We start from the raw sequence: 13,280 nt of genomic DNA on the forward strand, positions 1-13,280 counted from the left end.
CCATCATGACGTCACGCGGGTCAACGCGATGGCAGGAAGTCTCTCGGGTTGAACGGCGTGCCCTTCTGGCGCACCTCGAAATGCAGCTTCACCGTGCCGTGCGAGTCGGTGTCGCCCATCTCCGCAATCGTCTGGCCCTTGCTCACCGACTGGCTTTCCTTGACCAGAATCGCCCGGTTGTGGGCATAGGCGGTCAGATAGCCGTTCTCATGCTGGATCATCACCAGGTTGCCGTATCCGCGTAAGCCGTTGCCGGCGTAGACCACCTTGCCCGCGGCGGCGGCGTAGATCTTGTCGCCCGGCCGCCCGCCGATGTCCACGCCCTTGTTACTGCTGCCGTTGAAGTTGGCGAGCACCGGACCGTCGGCGGGCCAGATCATCGGGATCTTGTTCGTGGCGACGCGTGGCGCGGCCGGCGCGGGCGCCGGGCGAGCCGCTGGCTTGGTCTGCGGGCGCGGCCGGGCGGTCGAGGGCGACGTACTGCCGCTCGACGCCGCGGCCGTGGCAGGCGCACCGGCCGCGGCGTTCGCGCCCGCGGGCGGCACGACGCGCAGCACCTGACCGACCTCGATCTTGTCCGGATCGGTCAACCCGTTCCAGCGCACCAGATTGGCCGTGCTCGTGTTGTTCGCGCGGGCAATGCCGTAAAGCGTGTCGCCCGACTGGACGCGATAGCTGCCCGCGGGTACCGGGCCATAGGTCGGTGAACCGGCACAGGCGGCGAGCGCCAGACAGACGGTCAGACTGAGCGTGTGCGTGCGGCAACGGGCGAGCCAGCGGGATTGGCTTGTCGTCGGGACTGCAGATTGCGATCGATCGGATCGCGTGAGGCGGTTAGGCTCCATCCGTAGGCAGGTGAGAGGCCCAATGGCGAGGGCGCAACGTGGCAGCGAGGGCGTCAAGGAAAACAGCGCTGGATCCGGGAACGGAGAAAGAGGGGAAACACCCCCGAAAACGGCTTCGGACAGCACAAAACGCGGGCCAGACGCGCGACAACGGCATAGGCGCGGAACAAAACGCCCATTGTACGGGCAGCGACGCGGGGTCGGACCACCGATGAGCGTCCAAATTCCCCGTCAATTGGGAAAATTGTTACTTAATTTGCGGTATTTCTCCTGTTGACAAGCGCGAGCGGGCCACGTATAAAACGAACTGCAGATTGTCAAGCCGCGAAGTTGTTGTCCGACGTAGTTTTCCTGCTTCTCGCTGGTTTCTAGTCCTTCATTTTCCCTTGATTGTCAGCGCTGGACGGGGTCATTCCGATCCCAGGCTATTGTTTTATTAGGAAAAAACATGGAAACCGGTATTGTTAAGTGGTTCAACGACGCAAAGGGCTTCGGCTTCATCACCCCGGACGCCGGCGGTGAGGACCTGTTCGCTCACTTCTCGGAAGTGAAGGTTGACGGCTTCAAGTCGCTGCAAGAGAACCAACGCGTGTCGTTCGAGGTCAAGGTTGGCCCGAAGGGCAAGCAAGCCGCGAACATCAAGCCGCTGTAAGCGTCTTGCTCGCATTCACGTGATACCGCGCCAGCCCTTCGGGCGAGGCGGAATCCCGCGATAGACAGGCCCGATGACGAAAGTCATCGGGCCTGTTTGTTTTCCGGTCGCGCCCATCGCGCAGCCCGGCCGCGCCGTGGCAGCGGGAGGTGCACGCGAACCATGTCACCGTCGCGGTTCGACGCTACAATGCCAGATCGAATTTCCGTCGGCATTCTTTCGAGGCAATCATGAGCCTGCAAACCTGGTGGCTGTATGTCGTCACCGTTTTTTTCGTCTCCGCGACGCCGGGTCCGAACATGCTGCTCGTCATGACGCACGGTGCGCGCCATGGGCTGCGGCCGTCGCTTGGCACGATGGCAGGTTGCATGACCGCACTCATCGCGATGATGTCGATTTCGGCCGCCGGTCTCGGTGCCGTGCTCAAGGCATGGCCGATGCTGTTCGACACGCTGCGCTACATTGGCGCCGCCTATCTCGTCTATCTCGGCTACAAGAGCTGGCGCTCGCCGGTCGACACGAATGAGGCCGCCGCCCGGCTCCGGGCGCCGCTGGCCACCGAGTCGAGTTTCGGCAAGCTCTTCAAGGCGGGTTTCCTCGTTGCCGGCAGCAACCCGAAGGCCATTCTCTTCGCCGCCGCGTTCCTGCCGCAGTTCATCGATCCGACGGCCGCCAAGCTGCCACAGTTCTCGATTCTGCTCGGCACGTTCGCCGTGATCGAGGTGAGTTGGTACCTGGTGTACGCGACCGGCGGCCTTCGCATCGCACCCTACCTGCGCGAGGCGCGCGTGCTCAAGGCGTTCAACCGCATCAGCGGCGGGGTGTTCATGGGGTTTGGCGCCTTGATGGCAGCGGTTCACCGCTGAGTCGTCGGGGCAACTACGGGCGTGGAGACACGCCTGAGCGGGGCGCACGGCACGGGGAGCAGTAGGTTCGTGCGCCGCAGTGATGCTCAATATTTCCGGCCGGCGACCGTTAACGTCCGTGAACGTCGTTGACCACGCCCATGACCCCGTCCACGACCCGAGGCATGGCGCAGTAGCGAGGTAGCGCGTTTCGCAAAGGCTTACATTCGTACGGTCCGCGCCGCAAGGCAGCCGTCACGGGAACAAATAAAAGATCAGGTATGGAAACGACAGAACCGCAGGTGACACCGGCGCCCACGGACGACGAGTCTCAACTGCACGACTCGTATCGCATCAGCAATCCGCTGGAAATCGGCGGTGTGCTACGTCATCTGGCGACGCGCGGCGATTTCATGACGGTGTACTTCGCCAACGGCCAGCGTCAGCTCGTCACGCGATTGCTCAAGGTGGAGCCGCAGGCGCGCGGATTCTATTTCGACTGGGGCGGTGTGGAGTCGGAGAACCGGGCGCTGCTCGCGAACAAGCGCGCATTGTTCGTCGGCGTGCCCGAGGGGATTCAGGTGCACTTTCCCATCGGCGATGTGGAAGAGCGCGAGTACGAAGGCTATCCGGCGTTCTATTCGTCGTATCCCGAGACGCTCGTGCGTCTGCAGCGACGCGACAACTTCCGCGTGAAGACCCCGATCCTCGATCCGTACCAGTGCACGGTCAAATTCCCGGATGACACGCCGATGCGCCTGTCGGTGTTCGACCTGTCGCTCGGCGGCGTAGGGCTGCGCACCAAGGCGGAAGTGGCTGCCGAGATCCCCAAGGGGTCGATGCTCATGCAGGCCGAGATCGAATTGCGCGATTACGGTACCGTGCCGGTCGACCTCGAAGTGTGCGCGATTCGCAGTGTGCCGCTCGCCAAGGACGTCGAGTATCACATCGGGTGCCGCTTCATCGCCCTGTCGCGCGCGGCAGAGTCGCGCCTGCAGAAGCTCATCACGCAACTCGAACTCAACCGCAAGGCGTTCGCGCGCGGCTGACGTTTCCCGGACGTTTCCCGGCATGCGTGTCTCGACGCATTGCACCCAAAGGGCGGCCCTGAGGCCGCCCTTATTCGTTTCCATTGCGTAGCTCGCGCCGACCGTGCCGTCAGCGGCCAGCGAAGGTCAAGCCGCTCAGTGCTCGTGGTGCTGCATGGTCGCGTGCGGCGATTCGCCGCGCGCTTCGCGTACCCCGTCGGGGTAGACGCGCACCAGCACGATGCGTGGGCCCTGCATCTTCTTCACGACGACGGAGAAGCCGTCGAAGTCGACCTTCTGACCCTCACGAGGCAAGTAACCCAGCGCGTTCATGATCAGTCCGCCGACGGATTCCGCATGCTCGCTGGGAATCTCCAGGCCCAGGGCGCGCTCCAGCGTGAGGATCGGCAGGCTGCCGCGGCCGATGAGCGTACCGTCTTCCATGCGCGTCCAGTCGTCTTCGGTCTGACGGAATTCGTCGCGGATCTTGCCGACCAGTGCGGACAGCAGGTTGTCGAGCGTCAGAAAGCCGATCGGCTTCTGATCGGGCCATCCGACGATCGCGAAGTGGGGCGCGCCTCGGCGAAAGCGGCTGAAGAGCTCGCGCGCGGGCATGTCAGGCTTCACGCGTTCGACCGGGCGGGCCATGCTGCCGAGGTCGTCGATGGACTGGCCGTGGTGTTCGGCGAGGAACAGATCCTTCAGGTGAACGACGCCTAGTACCGTCTCGCCGTCGTTATCGAAGAACGGATAGCGGCTATAGCGGTGACGATAGGCCGTATCCATGTTCTGCGCGAACGTCGCGTCGCGGTGAAATGCCGCGACTTCGCTCATCGGACGCATCAGGTCGGACACGGTCAGATCGCTGAAGTCGATGGCATAGGCGACCACGTTCCAGTCATCGCGCGAGAGCTTTTCACTCGTGGCGCCCCGGCGCACGATCAACTTGATTTCGTCGGCCGAATAATGCGCGTCGGTACCGTGCGACGGATCGAGTCCGGTCCAGCGCAGCAGGCGGTTGGCGCTGTGGTTGAGCACCCAGATCGCGGGGAACATCAACCAGTAGAAGCCATACAGCGGCGCGGCCGTCCATATCGAAATCGCTTCGGGCATGCGCAACGCCATCGATTTCGGTGCGAGTTCGCCCACGACGATGTGCAGATACGAAATCGTGAAGAAGGCGATGAAGAACGCCAGCCCGTGAATCAATTCCGGCGAGCTGATGCCCAGTGCGGCGAACAGCGGTGTAAGCACGCGGGCGAATGCGGGTTCACCGATCCAGCCCAGACCGAGCGACGCGAGGGTGATGCCGAGTTGGCACGCGGAGAGGTAGGTGTCGAGCTGGCCGTGCACCTTGGCCAGGATACGGCCGCGCCAACCGCGTTGGCGGGCAATGACATGAACGCGCGTCTGGCGCAGTTTGACGAGGCCGAATTCCGCCGCCACGAAGAAGCCGTTGAGCAACACGAGCAGGATCGCAGCGACGATCAGTAAGAAGTTTTCCAAAATATCAGTAATGGGACAACAGGCCCGTCAGTATAAGTGACATTTGCCCGGCGTCATAATTTTCCGTGAAGTTCTGGTGTTTTGTCGGCCGTTGACCGGCCATTCAGGGGGCTTTCGCGGCGGATGCAGGAAGATTCGTGGTGCGCGCGTTCTCGTCGAGCGCCCGCCAGCCGGGCATGGCAAACGCCTCGACAAGGAAGTCGATGAGCACGCGGACCTTGGCGCTCAGGTATTTGCGCGTGGGATACACCACGTAGATGCCCGTCTCGCCCTGCGTGTATTCGGGCAGGAATTCGACGAGTTGGCCATCGCGCAGGGCGTCCTGCACCAGAAACGCCGGTTGCAGGATGATGCCCGCGCCGGCCACGGCGGCCGCCAGGCAGGTGTCGCCGTTGTCGGCGATCAATCGCGCATGTGTGCGTACCGAGACGGGCCCGTCGGGGCCGTCGAAACGCCACTCGCGTCGATGGGAAAAGTAGCTGTAGCCCACGGTCTCGTGATGCGCCAGCTCACTGGGATGCTGGGGGATGCCATGCCGCCCCAGATAATCGGGGGACGCGCACAGCACCATCCGGGTTCCGGCCAGCCGGCGGTGCACCAGCGACGAGTCGGGCAGCCGCGTGATCCGGATCGCCAGATCGAAGCCCTCGTCGACGATATCCACGAGGCGGTCACTGAGCGTGATGTCGAGCGAGACCTGCGGGTGCCGTGCGAGAAAAGTCGGCCAGAGCGGCGCGAGATGCAGCACGCCGAACGTGTGTGGCGCGTTGATACGCAGCGGCCCGGCCGGTTGCCCGTCCTGCTCGCCTGCCATGGCATCCGCTTCGTCGAGTTCCGCGAGGATCTGGCGACAGCGCTCGACGTATCGCTGCCCGGGCTCGGTGAGCGACAGCCGGCGCGTGGTGCGCTGGAGCAGACGCGTGCCGAGGCGCGCCTCGAGATCGGCGACGTAGCGCGAGATCGCTGTCTTCGAGATGCCGAGCGTGACCGCGGCTTTCACGAAGCTGCCCGATTCGACGACGGCGATGAAGCACTCGATCTCGCGAAGTTTGTTCATGCCGGGTACAGGCTCCTCGGAATGGGATGGGCGGGGGGCCGCCGGACGCGCTCGCGGGCGACGGCGGAGCGAGCGAGGGAACCACCGTTCCCTCGTCGTCCCTCCATCCCCCGCAGGGCTCCGCTATCGGCGTCGATGCCGCTATTGTGCCAGCGCGCTCACGTCCGCGAGCGACGGGGCGGCATCGCCGAATGCGAAGGCGTCCATGCGCAGTGCGCCGTAGGTCGAGCCCGTGTCGAAGTGCGTTTGTTGCGCGGCATTGTCGGCCGCACCCAGCGCAATGTAGAGCGGTAACAGATGCTCGTCCGTCGGATGCGCGCGCTCGGCATGCGGGGCGCGCGCCCGATAGTCGAACAGGGCGTCGAGATCCATGGCGGCGAGATGCGACGTGAACCAGGCGACGAACTCCGACAGATACGGTGCTTCGGCACGATCTTCCGACGGCGCACGGAACACCTCGTGCAGGTTGTGCGTGAAGCTGCCCGACGCCACGATCAAGACACCTTCGCGCGCGAGCGGCGCGAGGCGCTGCCCGAGCTGATACTGGTATTCGGGACCCATGTGCCGTTGCAAGGACAACTGCGTGACCGGTACGTCCGCATCGGGGTAAAGGTAGCGCAGCGGCACCCAGGCGCCGTGATCGAGCCCCCATTGGTCGTCGGTGGATGCGGGCAATCCGGCGTCGCGCAGCAATTGCACCGTACGCCCGGCCAGCGCGGGCGCGCCGGCCGCCGGATACTCCAGTGCGTAGAGTTCGCGAGGGAAACCGCCGAAGTCGTGGATCGTGCGTTGTTGCGCGAGACTGCCCACGCGCGGCGTCGGTGTCGACCAGTGCGGGGAGATCACGAGAATCTCCTTCGGACGCGGCACCGCACGTCCCAACGCCGTCAACAACGGGCCGGTGCGGCCCGGATCGACCGCGAGCAGCGGCGAGCCGTGAGAGACGAAGAGGGTGGGAAGGGCAGACATGGCAATCACTCCGGCAAGTACGGCAATAACAGCATTAACGGCAATACGGGCGGCGAAGATGGCTTCGCCGCCGCCGCCGTCGTTCAGGCAGTGCGCGCGCGACGGATCGCGAAGGCGCCGTCACCCAGCAGGGCCACGACGAGCAACGCGACGAGCCAGAACGCGGGGAACTCCCAGCCACCGCCCTTGTTGGCGAACATCCAGCCATTGTGCCCATGCACCGAGACGATGGTGCCGAGCATCAGTGCGGCCAGGGGCAGGGCGGCCCAGCGGGCGTAAAAGCCGGTGATCAGCATCAGGCCGCCGACGAACTCCAGCGCCATGGTCGCATAGGCGACGACCGGCGGCAGGCCCAGCGAGCCCATGAAGCCGACGAAGCCGGGAACGGTGAACACGAACACCTTGAGCGAGAGGTGCGCGAGGAAGAGGATACCCAGCGAGACACGCAGCAACAGCGCGGCGTACGGGGCGGTTTTCGTATCGATCATGACAGGCTCCGGAAGGGAAATCGGGGGAAGCGTGGGCTCGGCAATCCGGCGGATCGCCGACACAACCCCGATTCTAGGGAGCGTCATCGTTCAGATAAACGAGGGGATGAGGGATTGATTGTCCCGCATGTCGGGATAATATCCGCGACGAACGCGGACGCCACGGAAGGCGTGCGTGTCCGTCGCGAGGTGCGGCCTGCGACCCGAGGGCCTATGCCGTTGCGATCATGCGGTCGAGCAGCTCGATCCAGTGCTGGACCGGCGCATGATCGCGTGCATGCTCGCCCTTGGCGGTCGCCTGCAGGTGACAGATGCATCCGACGTTGGCCGAGACGACCAGCTCCGGCGCCAGGGCGTCGAGCGACTTCCATTTGGCATCGCGCAACTGATGGGACAGCCCGGGCTGCGTCACCGAATAAGTGCCTGCCGAGCCACAGCAGATATGGCTGTCCTGCGGCAGCACCACGTTCACGCCCACGCCGGCGAGCACCTTCTCCACCACGCCCTTGAGTTGCTGGCCGTGTTGCAATGTGCACGGCGGGTGGTACGCGATCTTGCCAAGCTTGCGATTCGGGACGCGGCGCTGGAGGGCTTCGAGGTTGTCGAGGAGCACTTCGGACAGATCGCGCGCGAGTTCGGCGACGCGTTGCGCCTTGCCCGCATACTTCGGATCGTGTCGGAGCAGATGGCCGTATTCCTTGACGGTCGCGCCGCAACCGGACGCATTGATCACGATCGCCTCGGCGCCGGCTTCGATGTCGGGCCACCAGGCGTCGATGTTGCGGCGCACGTCGTCGAGACCGTCGTCGTGATAGTTCAGGTGCAGGCGGATGGCACCGCAGCAGCCGGCCGACGCGGGGCGGATCATCTCGATGCCGAGCGCGTCCATGACCCGCGCGGTGGCCTTGTTGACGTTGGGCAGCATGCCCGGCTGCACGCAGCCCTCGAGCATGAGCATGCGTCGGGCGTGCTTGCCCTGCGGCCAACTGCCGGAGCGCTGCCGATGAGGCACCTTCTCGCGCAGCGAGCGCGGCAGCAAGGTGCGGAACTGCTGGCCCAGACGCAGTGCCGGTGTGAACAGGGCGCGGTTGGGCAGCACGCGTGCGAGCGTCCAGCGCAGGGCGCGTTCCCCGGCCGGTCGGCCCACTTGCGCGTCGACATGACGACGGCCGATGTCGGCCAGACGTCCGTACTGCACCCCCGACGGACACGTCGATTCACAACTGCGGCAGGTCAGGCACCGGTCCAGGTGGCGCTGGGTCTCGCGCGTCACGCTCTGGCCTTCGACCATTTGCTTGATGAGGTAGATGCGACCGCGCGGGCCGTCGAGTTCATCGCCCAGCAACTGGTATGTCGGGCAGGTCGCGGTACAGAATCCGCAATGCACACACTTGCGGAGAATGGCTTCGGCTTCGTCGCCATCCGGGGTCTGACGGAGGAATTCTGCGAGGTTCGTTTGCATCGTCTTCTTTAGCAATACAGCCGATGGCGGTTGAAGATGCGGCTCGGGTCGAAAGCTTGCTGCAATCGTTCGCCGATAGCGTGCAACGCGGCCGGTGGTGGGGTGAACACCCCTGCCGACTTGTCGCCATGGCGAAACAGCGTAGCATGACCGCCCGCGGCTGCGGCAATCGCGCGGACTTCGGCGGCGTCGCGCGGCGTGATCCACCATCGCTGCGCGCCGCCCCATTCGATCAGTTGCTCGTCGCCATGCACCAGCGGCGGCGTGGTCGGCGGCACCGACAGTCGCCACAGCGGCTGGCCGTCACCGGCGACCGGCGCCGCCGAGAAGAACGGATGTGTCTGCTCGCGCAGCGACTGCCAGAAGCCATGCGCCGCGATCGCGTCGAGCGGCTCGCCGCCCATGGCGGCGCGTGCCGCGGCAATCGCGGCCGCGGCGCCACCCAGACGCACGCTCAACATGCCGTCGTGCCACGCGGAGCCCATGAGCGGCAACGGCTGACCGCCCCAGCGATTGAGTTGTTCGATCGCCTGCGCCTGCGTCATCGCGAAGCGCAACGTGGCCTCGGCCACGGAGCAGGGCAGGACCTTGATGGACAGTTCGAGGAGCACGCCCAGTGTGCCGAGCGATCCGGCGAGTACACGCGAGACGTCGTAACCCGCCACGTTCTTCATGACTTGTCCACCGAAATGCAGCACCTCGCCCCGGCCATTCATCACCACGGCGCCGAGGACGAAATCGCGCGGCGCCCCCACGTGCGGGCGCCGCGGGCCGGCCAGACCGGCGGCGATGCAGCCGCCCAGGGTGGCGTGCGGGCCGAAGTGCGGTGGCTCGAACGGCAGTATCTGGCCCCGTTCGGCCAGCGCCGCCTCGATCTCGGCGAGCGGCGTGCCGGCACGCGCGGTAATGACCAGTTCGGCCGGATCGTACGAGACGATGCCGCGATAGGCGCGCATGTCGAGCGCCTCGCCCGATGGGGCCTGGCCGTACCAGCGCTTGGTGTTGCCGCCGCGAATGTCCAGCGGTGTCCCGCTCGACGTGGCCGCAAGGACCCGCTCGCGGATGGCCGCGAGCGCCTGCGCGGCGGCTTGCATCGGAAGGGGCGCCGCGTTGCGCGATGCGGGCGCCCGGGGGACTTCAGGGACCTGAGGCACGTGAGGCACGTGAGGTGCGTGAGGTATGTGAGGTACGTGGGGGACTTGCGACATCAGAACCTCGGCAGTTCGGGGTGAGGCAACAGTCCGCCGCGCACGTGCATCTTGCCGTACTCGGCGCAGCGCGCGCGTGTCGGAATCGCCTTGTCGGCGTTGAGCAGGCCGGCCGGATCGAAGGCGCGCTTCACGGCAAAGAAGGCGTCGCGTTCCTCCGGCGAGAACTGCACGCACATCGAATTGATCTTCTCGATGCCCACGCCGTGCTCGCCGGTCACCGTGCCGCCGAGTTCGACGCACGCCTCGAGAATGTCGCTGCCGAAGGCTTCGGCGCGGTGCCACTCGTCGAGATCGTTGCCGTTGAAGAGAATCAGCGGGTGCATGTTGCCGTCGCCGGCGTGAAAGACGTTGATGCAGCGCAGACCGTATTGCACTTCCATGGCTTCGATGCGCTTGAGCAACGTGCCGATCGTGCGGCGCGGGATGGTGCCGTCCATGCAGTAGTAGTCGGGCGAGATGCGCCCGGCGGCGGGAAAGGCGTTCTTGCGCCCCGACCAGAAACGCAGACGCTCGGCCTCGGACGTCGAGACCTGAATGCGCGTCGCGCCCGAGGCGCGCAGCACCGCCGAGACGCGCGCAATTTCTTCGGCGACCTCTTCAGGGGTGCCGTCCGACTCGCACAGCAGGATGGCCGCGGCGTCGAGGTCGTAGCCCGCGTGAACGAATTCTTCCACGGCCTGCGTCGCGGGCTTGTCCATCATCTCCAGACCTGCCGGGATGATGCCCGCGGCGATGATCGCGGCCACGGCATTTCCGCCCGCCTCGACATCGTCGAAACTCGCCATGATGACTTGCTGCACCTGCGGCTTCGGCACGAGTTTCACCGTGACTTCCGTGACGACGCAGAACATGCCCTCGCTGCCGATGAACACGGACAGCAGGTCCAGGCCCGGTGCATCGAGCGCGTGCGAGCCGAATTCGACGACCTCGCCGTCCATTGTCACGGCGCGCACACGCAGCACGTTGTGAACCGTCAGGCCATATTTCAGGCAATGCACGCCACCGGAATTTTCCGAAACGTTGCCGCCGATGGTGCAGGCGATCTGGGAAGACGGGTCCGGTGCGTAATACAGACCGTATGGGGCCGCCGCCTCAGAGACGGCGAGATTGCGCACGCCGGGCTGAACGGTGGCGGTGCGGGCGTAGGGGTCGACTTCGAGAATGCGCTTGAACTTCGCCAGCGACAGCACGATGCCGTCGGTGATCGGCATGGCGCCGCCCGACAGGCCCGTGCCGGCGCCGCGCGGAACGACCGGCACCTTGTGTTCGTGGCATGCCCGCAGGATGCGGCACACCTGATCTTCATCGGCAGGCAGCACCACGGCCAGGGGCAGCTTGCGATAGGCCGCCAGCCCGTCGCACTCGTAGGGGGTGATCTGTTCGCGATCAGTCAACCACAGGGCATCGGGCGCGGCCGCACGCAATGCGGCGAGGCGCCTGGCCCGCGTGAGCTCGTCCACCGGCGCGAATACGGGTTCGTTCGGCTCCGGGGGCGGCACAGCCACCACGTCGGAACCTGGTGAACGCTGCGGTTCGGCGCCCGTCGCAGCCGACGAGTGGGGAGAATAGGGCGACGCATTCGATGCCATCAGGCTTGCTCTCGGACGATCGTTGAGGGGTGATGAACTTTTTGCGGTCTACTGGTAGACTGGTCGACCAGTGATCTGATTACGTCATCGTATAGGGAATGATCTGATTCCGACTACAGGGTTAACCCTTGCTAAAAGGGAATTCCTCCGGTCGGGTCGTTTCCCTGGCCGGACGGGCGCCCCTGGCACGTCGGCATCCTGTATCGTGGCATCTGTGAATTTCGTCGAGAACCGAAGCCGACATGCCGTCCAACGAGCCTTCTCCGTCTAAGTCATCTCTTTCCGCCGGTGAATCGCCGGGCACCGCCGCAGGATTCGCCCCGGTCACGCCGCCGCCGCGCCTGCGGCTCTCCGACATGGTGTACGAGCAACTGGAGACAATGGTGGTCGAAGGCCGGCTTGCGCCGGGCTCGGCATTGCCGTCCGAGCGCGATCTGGCGCAACAGATGGGCGTCTCGCGCCCCTCGTTGCGCGAGGCGCTGCTGCGGCTCGAGTCCCGCGGGTTGATCGTCGGACGGGCCGGGGGCGGATATCTGGTGGCGAACGCCAGCCAGCCGTTGCTCGCCGAGCCGCTTTCGCAGTTGATGTCGCGCCACACCAAGACGGTCGACGACGTGCTGGAGATGCGCGAGGTACTCGAGGCCAAGGCCGTGGAGCTGGCGGCACAGCGTGCGACGCCCGAGGACATCGCGCGTCTCGCACAGGCGCTCGAAGCGCTGGAGGCGGCGTATGCGGCGGGGCGCGACGGCCTGGACGGCGAGGGCGATGCGCGCGGCCAGACACTGCTCACCCGTGTGCCGGAACTCGATGCGCATTTCCATCTTGCACTGGCCGAAGCGACGCACAATCTCGTGCTGGTGCATCTGATGCACGCGATTTTCGAGCTGTTGCGCGGTTCGGTCGTCGACAATTACCGGGCGATCGTCGGCCACGGGGCCGATCTGGCGGAACTGATCGACCAGCATCGCCGCATCTTCAGTGCCGTGGCTTCGCACGACGCCGACAGCGCGCAACGTTCGCTGCGCGAACATCTTGCCTTTATCCGCACCAACTCAGGCGACGTGGCGCCGGATTGAGTTCGTGCGAGTCCGCGGTCCACGTGTCATTACCGACGCGTCGACGTCGCCTGCCCTGCCCGAGGGCAGGCGACTGCCGGGCACCGCAGGCCGGTCCGCTCTGGCTCGCCCGCTCCCGGCGATTCGCGCGCGTTGCGGCTTCCCTCGCCCCTCAGCACTTCCGCGACATTCACGTCCCACGCCTCCGGCCTCCGAGCCTTCCTCCTTTCGGCCGTGCAGGCCTCGCTCCCGCGTTCGAGCGCGATTGACGAGCGCCGAAAATGTCATCGTTTTCCCTGAGCTTGCATGGGCACCGAAGGGGTGGCCTGACGATTGAACACCCCGTCGCAAGCGGGTGCCGTACGACGCAAACGCTTGAATTCCGTACGTTTACCGCCATTCCGACGCCGACCATACGCGGTTTGTCCGGGGCATCGATGGGGTGGCACGCGCACCGCTTGCAGACGCTCTCGGGTTGACAGCCATCCGGCCATCGACTAATTTTGGAACCATAAAAAATACTTAATTCGATATATTGAATCTTGTATATCAGATTCAAAGTGCCGAAACAGC

At 65.1% G+C, this 13,280-nt stretch carries 12 protein-coding genes; 4 read left to right on the plus strand and 8 right to left on the minus strand.

What is annotated here, in order from left to right; translation table 11 throughout:
• Positions 1–20 precede the first annotated feature (20 nt).
• Positions 21–845 (minus strand): peptidoglycan DD-metalloendopeptidase family protein, encoded by an 825-nt coding sequence (locus LV28_RS28390; RefSeq protein ID WP_023594377.1) that lies wholly within the window; start codon positions 843–845, stop codon positions 21–23.
• A gap of 448 nt (positions 846–1,293) precedes the next feature.
• Here LV28_RS28390 and LV28_RS28395 point away from each other — a divergent pair, with 448 nt between their 5' ends.
• The 3 genes from LV28_RS28395 to LV28_RS28405 all read left to right on the plus strand — a co-directional run bounded on the left by LV28_RS28395 (position 1,294) and on the right by LV28_RS28405 (position 3,391).
• On the plus strand, positions 1,294–1,497 hold the full coding sequence (locus tag LV28_RS28395) for a cold-shock protein (RefSeq protein ID WP_023594378.1): 204 nt from the start codon (positions 1,294–1,296) through the stop codon (positions 1,495–1,497).
• Positions 1,498–1,727: 230 nt separating this feature from the next.
• A complete protein-coding gene (locus LV28_RS28400; RefSeq protein WP_023594379.1) occupies positions 1,728–2,363 on the plus strand; it encodes a LysE family translocator in 636 nt (211 codons plus the stop codon).
• Between the two features lie 260 nt (positions 2,364–2,623).
• Complete coding sequence (locus tag LV28_RS28405; RefSeq protein ID WP_023594380.1) at positions 2,624–3,391, plus strand: flagellar brake protein; 768 nt, start codon at positions 2,624–2,626, stop codon at positions 3,389–3,391.
• A gap of 135 nt (positions 3,392–3,526) precedes the next feature.
• Here LV28_RS28405 and LV28_RS28410 read toward each other — a convergent pair whose 3' ends face one another.
• From LV28_RS28410 to LV28_RS28440, 7 genes are all read right to left on the minus strand, one after another.
• Positions 3,527–4,876, minus strand: a complete 1,350-nt coding sequence (locus LV28_RS28410; protein WP_023594381.1) for a hemolysin family protein — start codon at positions 4,874–4,876, stop codon at positions 3,527–3,529.
• Between the two features lie 103 nt (positions 4,877–4,979).
• On the minus strand, positions 4,980–5,933 hold the full coding sequence (locus tag LV28_RS28415) for a LysR family transcriptional regulator (protein ID WP_023594382.1): 954 nt from the start codon (positions 5,931–5,933) through the stop codon (positions 4,980–4,982).
• A gap of 141 nt (positions 5,934–6,074) precedes the next feature.
• Complete coding sequence (locus LV28_RS28420) at positions 6,075–6,902, minus strand: dioxygenase family protein (protein WP_023872222.1); 828 nt, start codon at positions 6,900–6,902, stop codon at positions 6,075–6,077.
• An 83-nt stretch (positions 6,903–6,985) separates the two neighbouring features.
• Positions 6,986–7,390: a DoxX family protein gene (locus LV28_RS28425; RefSeq protein WP_023594384.1), complete on the minus strand. Its 405-nt coding sequence runs from the start codon at positions 7,388–7,390 to the stop codon at positions 6,986–6,988.
• A gap of 211 nt (positions 7,391–7,601) precedes the next feature.
• Positions 7,602–8,852 (minus strand): glycolate oxidase subunit GlcF, encoded by a 1,251-nt coding sequence (gene glcF, locus LV28_RS28430; protein ID WP_023594385.1) that lies wholly within the window; start codon positions 8,850–8,852, stop codon positions 7,602–7,604.
• Positions 8,853–8,860: 8 nt separating this feature from the next.
• On the minus strand, positions 8,861–9,946 hold the full coding sequence (gene glcE / locus LV28_RS28435) for a glycolate oxidase subunit GlcE (RefSeq protein WP_038618690.1): 1,086 nt from the start codon (positions 9,944–9,946) through the stop codon (positions 8,861–8,863).
• A 113-nt stretch (positions 9,947–10,059) separates the two neighbouring features.
• Positions 10,060–11,652 carry an FAD-linked oxidase C-terminal domain-containing protein gene (locus LV28_RS28440; RefSeq protein ID WP_025250318.1) on the minus strand — a complete coding sequence of 531 codons (1,593 nt, stop codon included), beginning with the start codon at positions 11,650–11,652 and terminating at the stop codon, positions 10,060–10,062.
• A 242-nt stretch (positions 11,653–11,894) separates the two neighbouring features.
• Here LV28_RS28440 and LV28_RS28445 point away from each other — a divergent pair, with 242 nt between their 5' ends.
• On the plus strand, positions 11,895–12,728 hold the full coding sequence (locus LV28_RS28445; protein WP_081326814.1) for a FadR/GntR family transcriptional regulator: 834 nt from the start codon (positions 11,895–11,897) through the stop codon (positions 12,726–12,728).
• Positions 12,729–13,280 lie beyond the last annotated feature (552 nt).

The sequence above is a fragment of the Pandoraea pnomenusa genome, from assembly GCF_000767615.3.
In the GTDB taxonomy this organism is placed as follows: Bacteria; Pseudomonadota; Gammaproteobacteria; order Burkholderiales; family Burkholderiaceae; genus Pandoraea; species Pandoraea pnomenusa.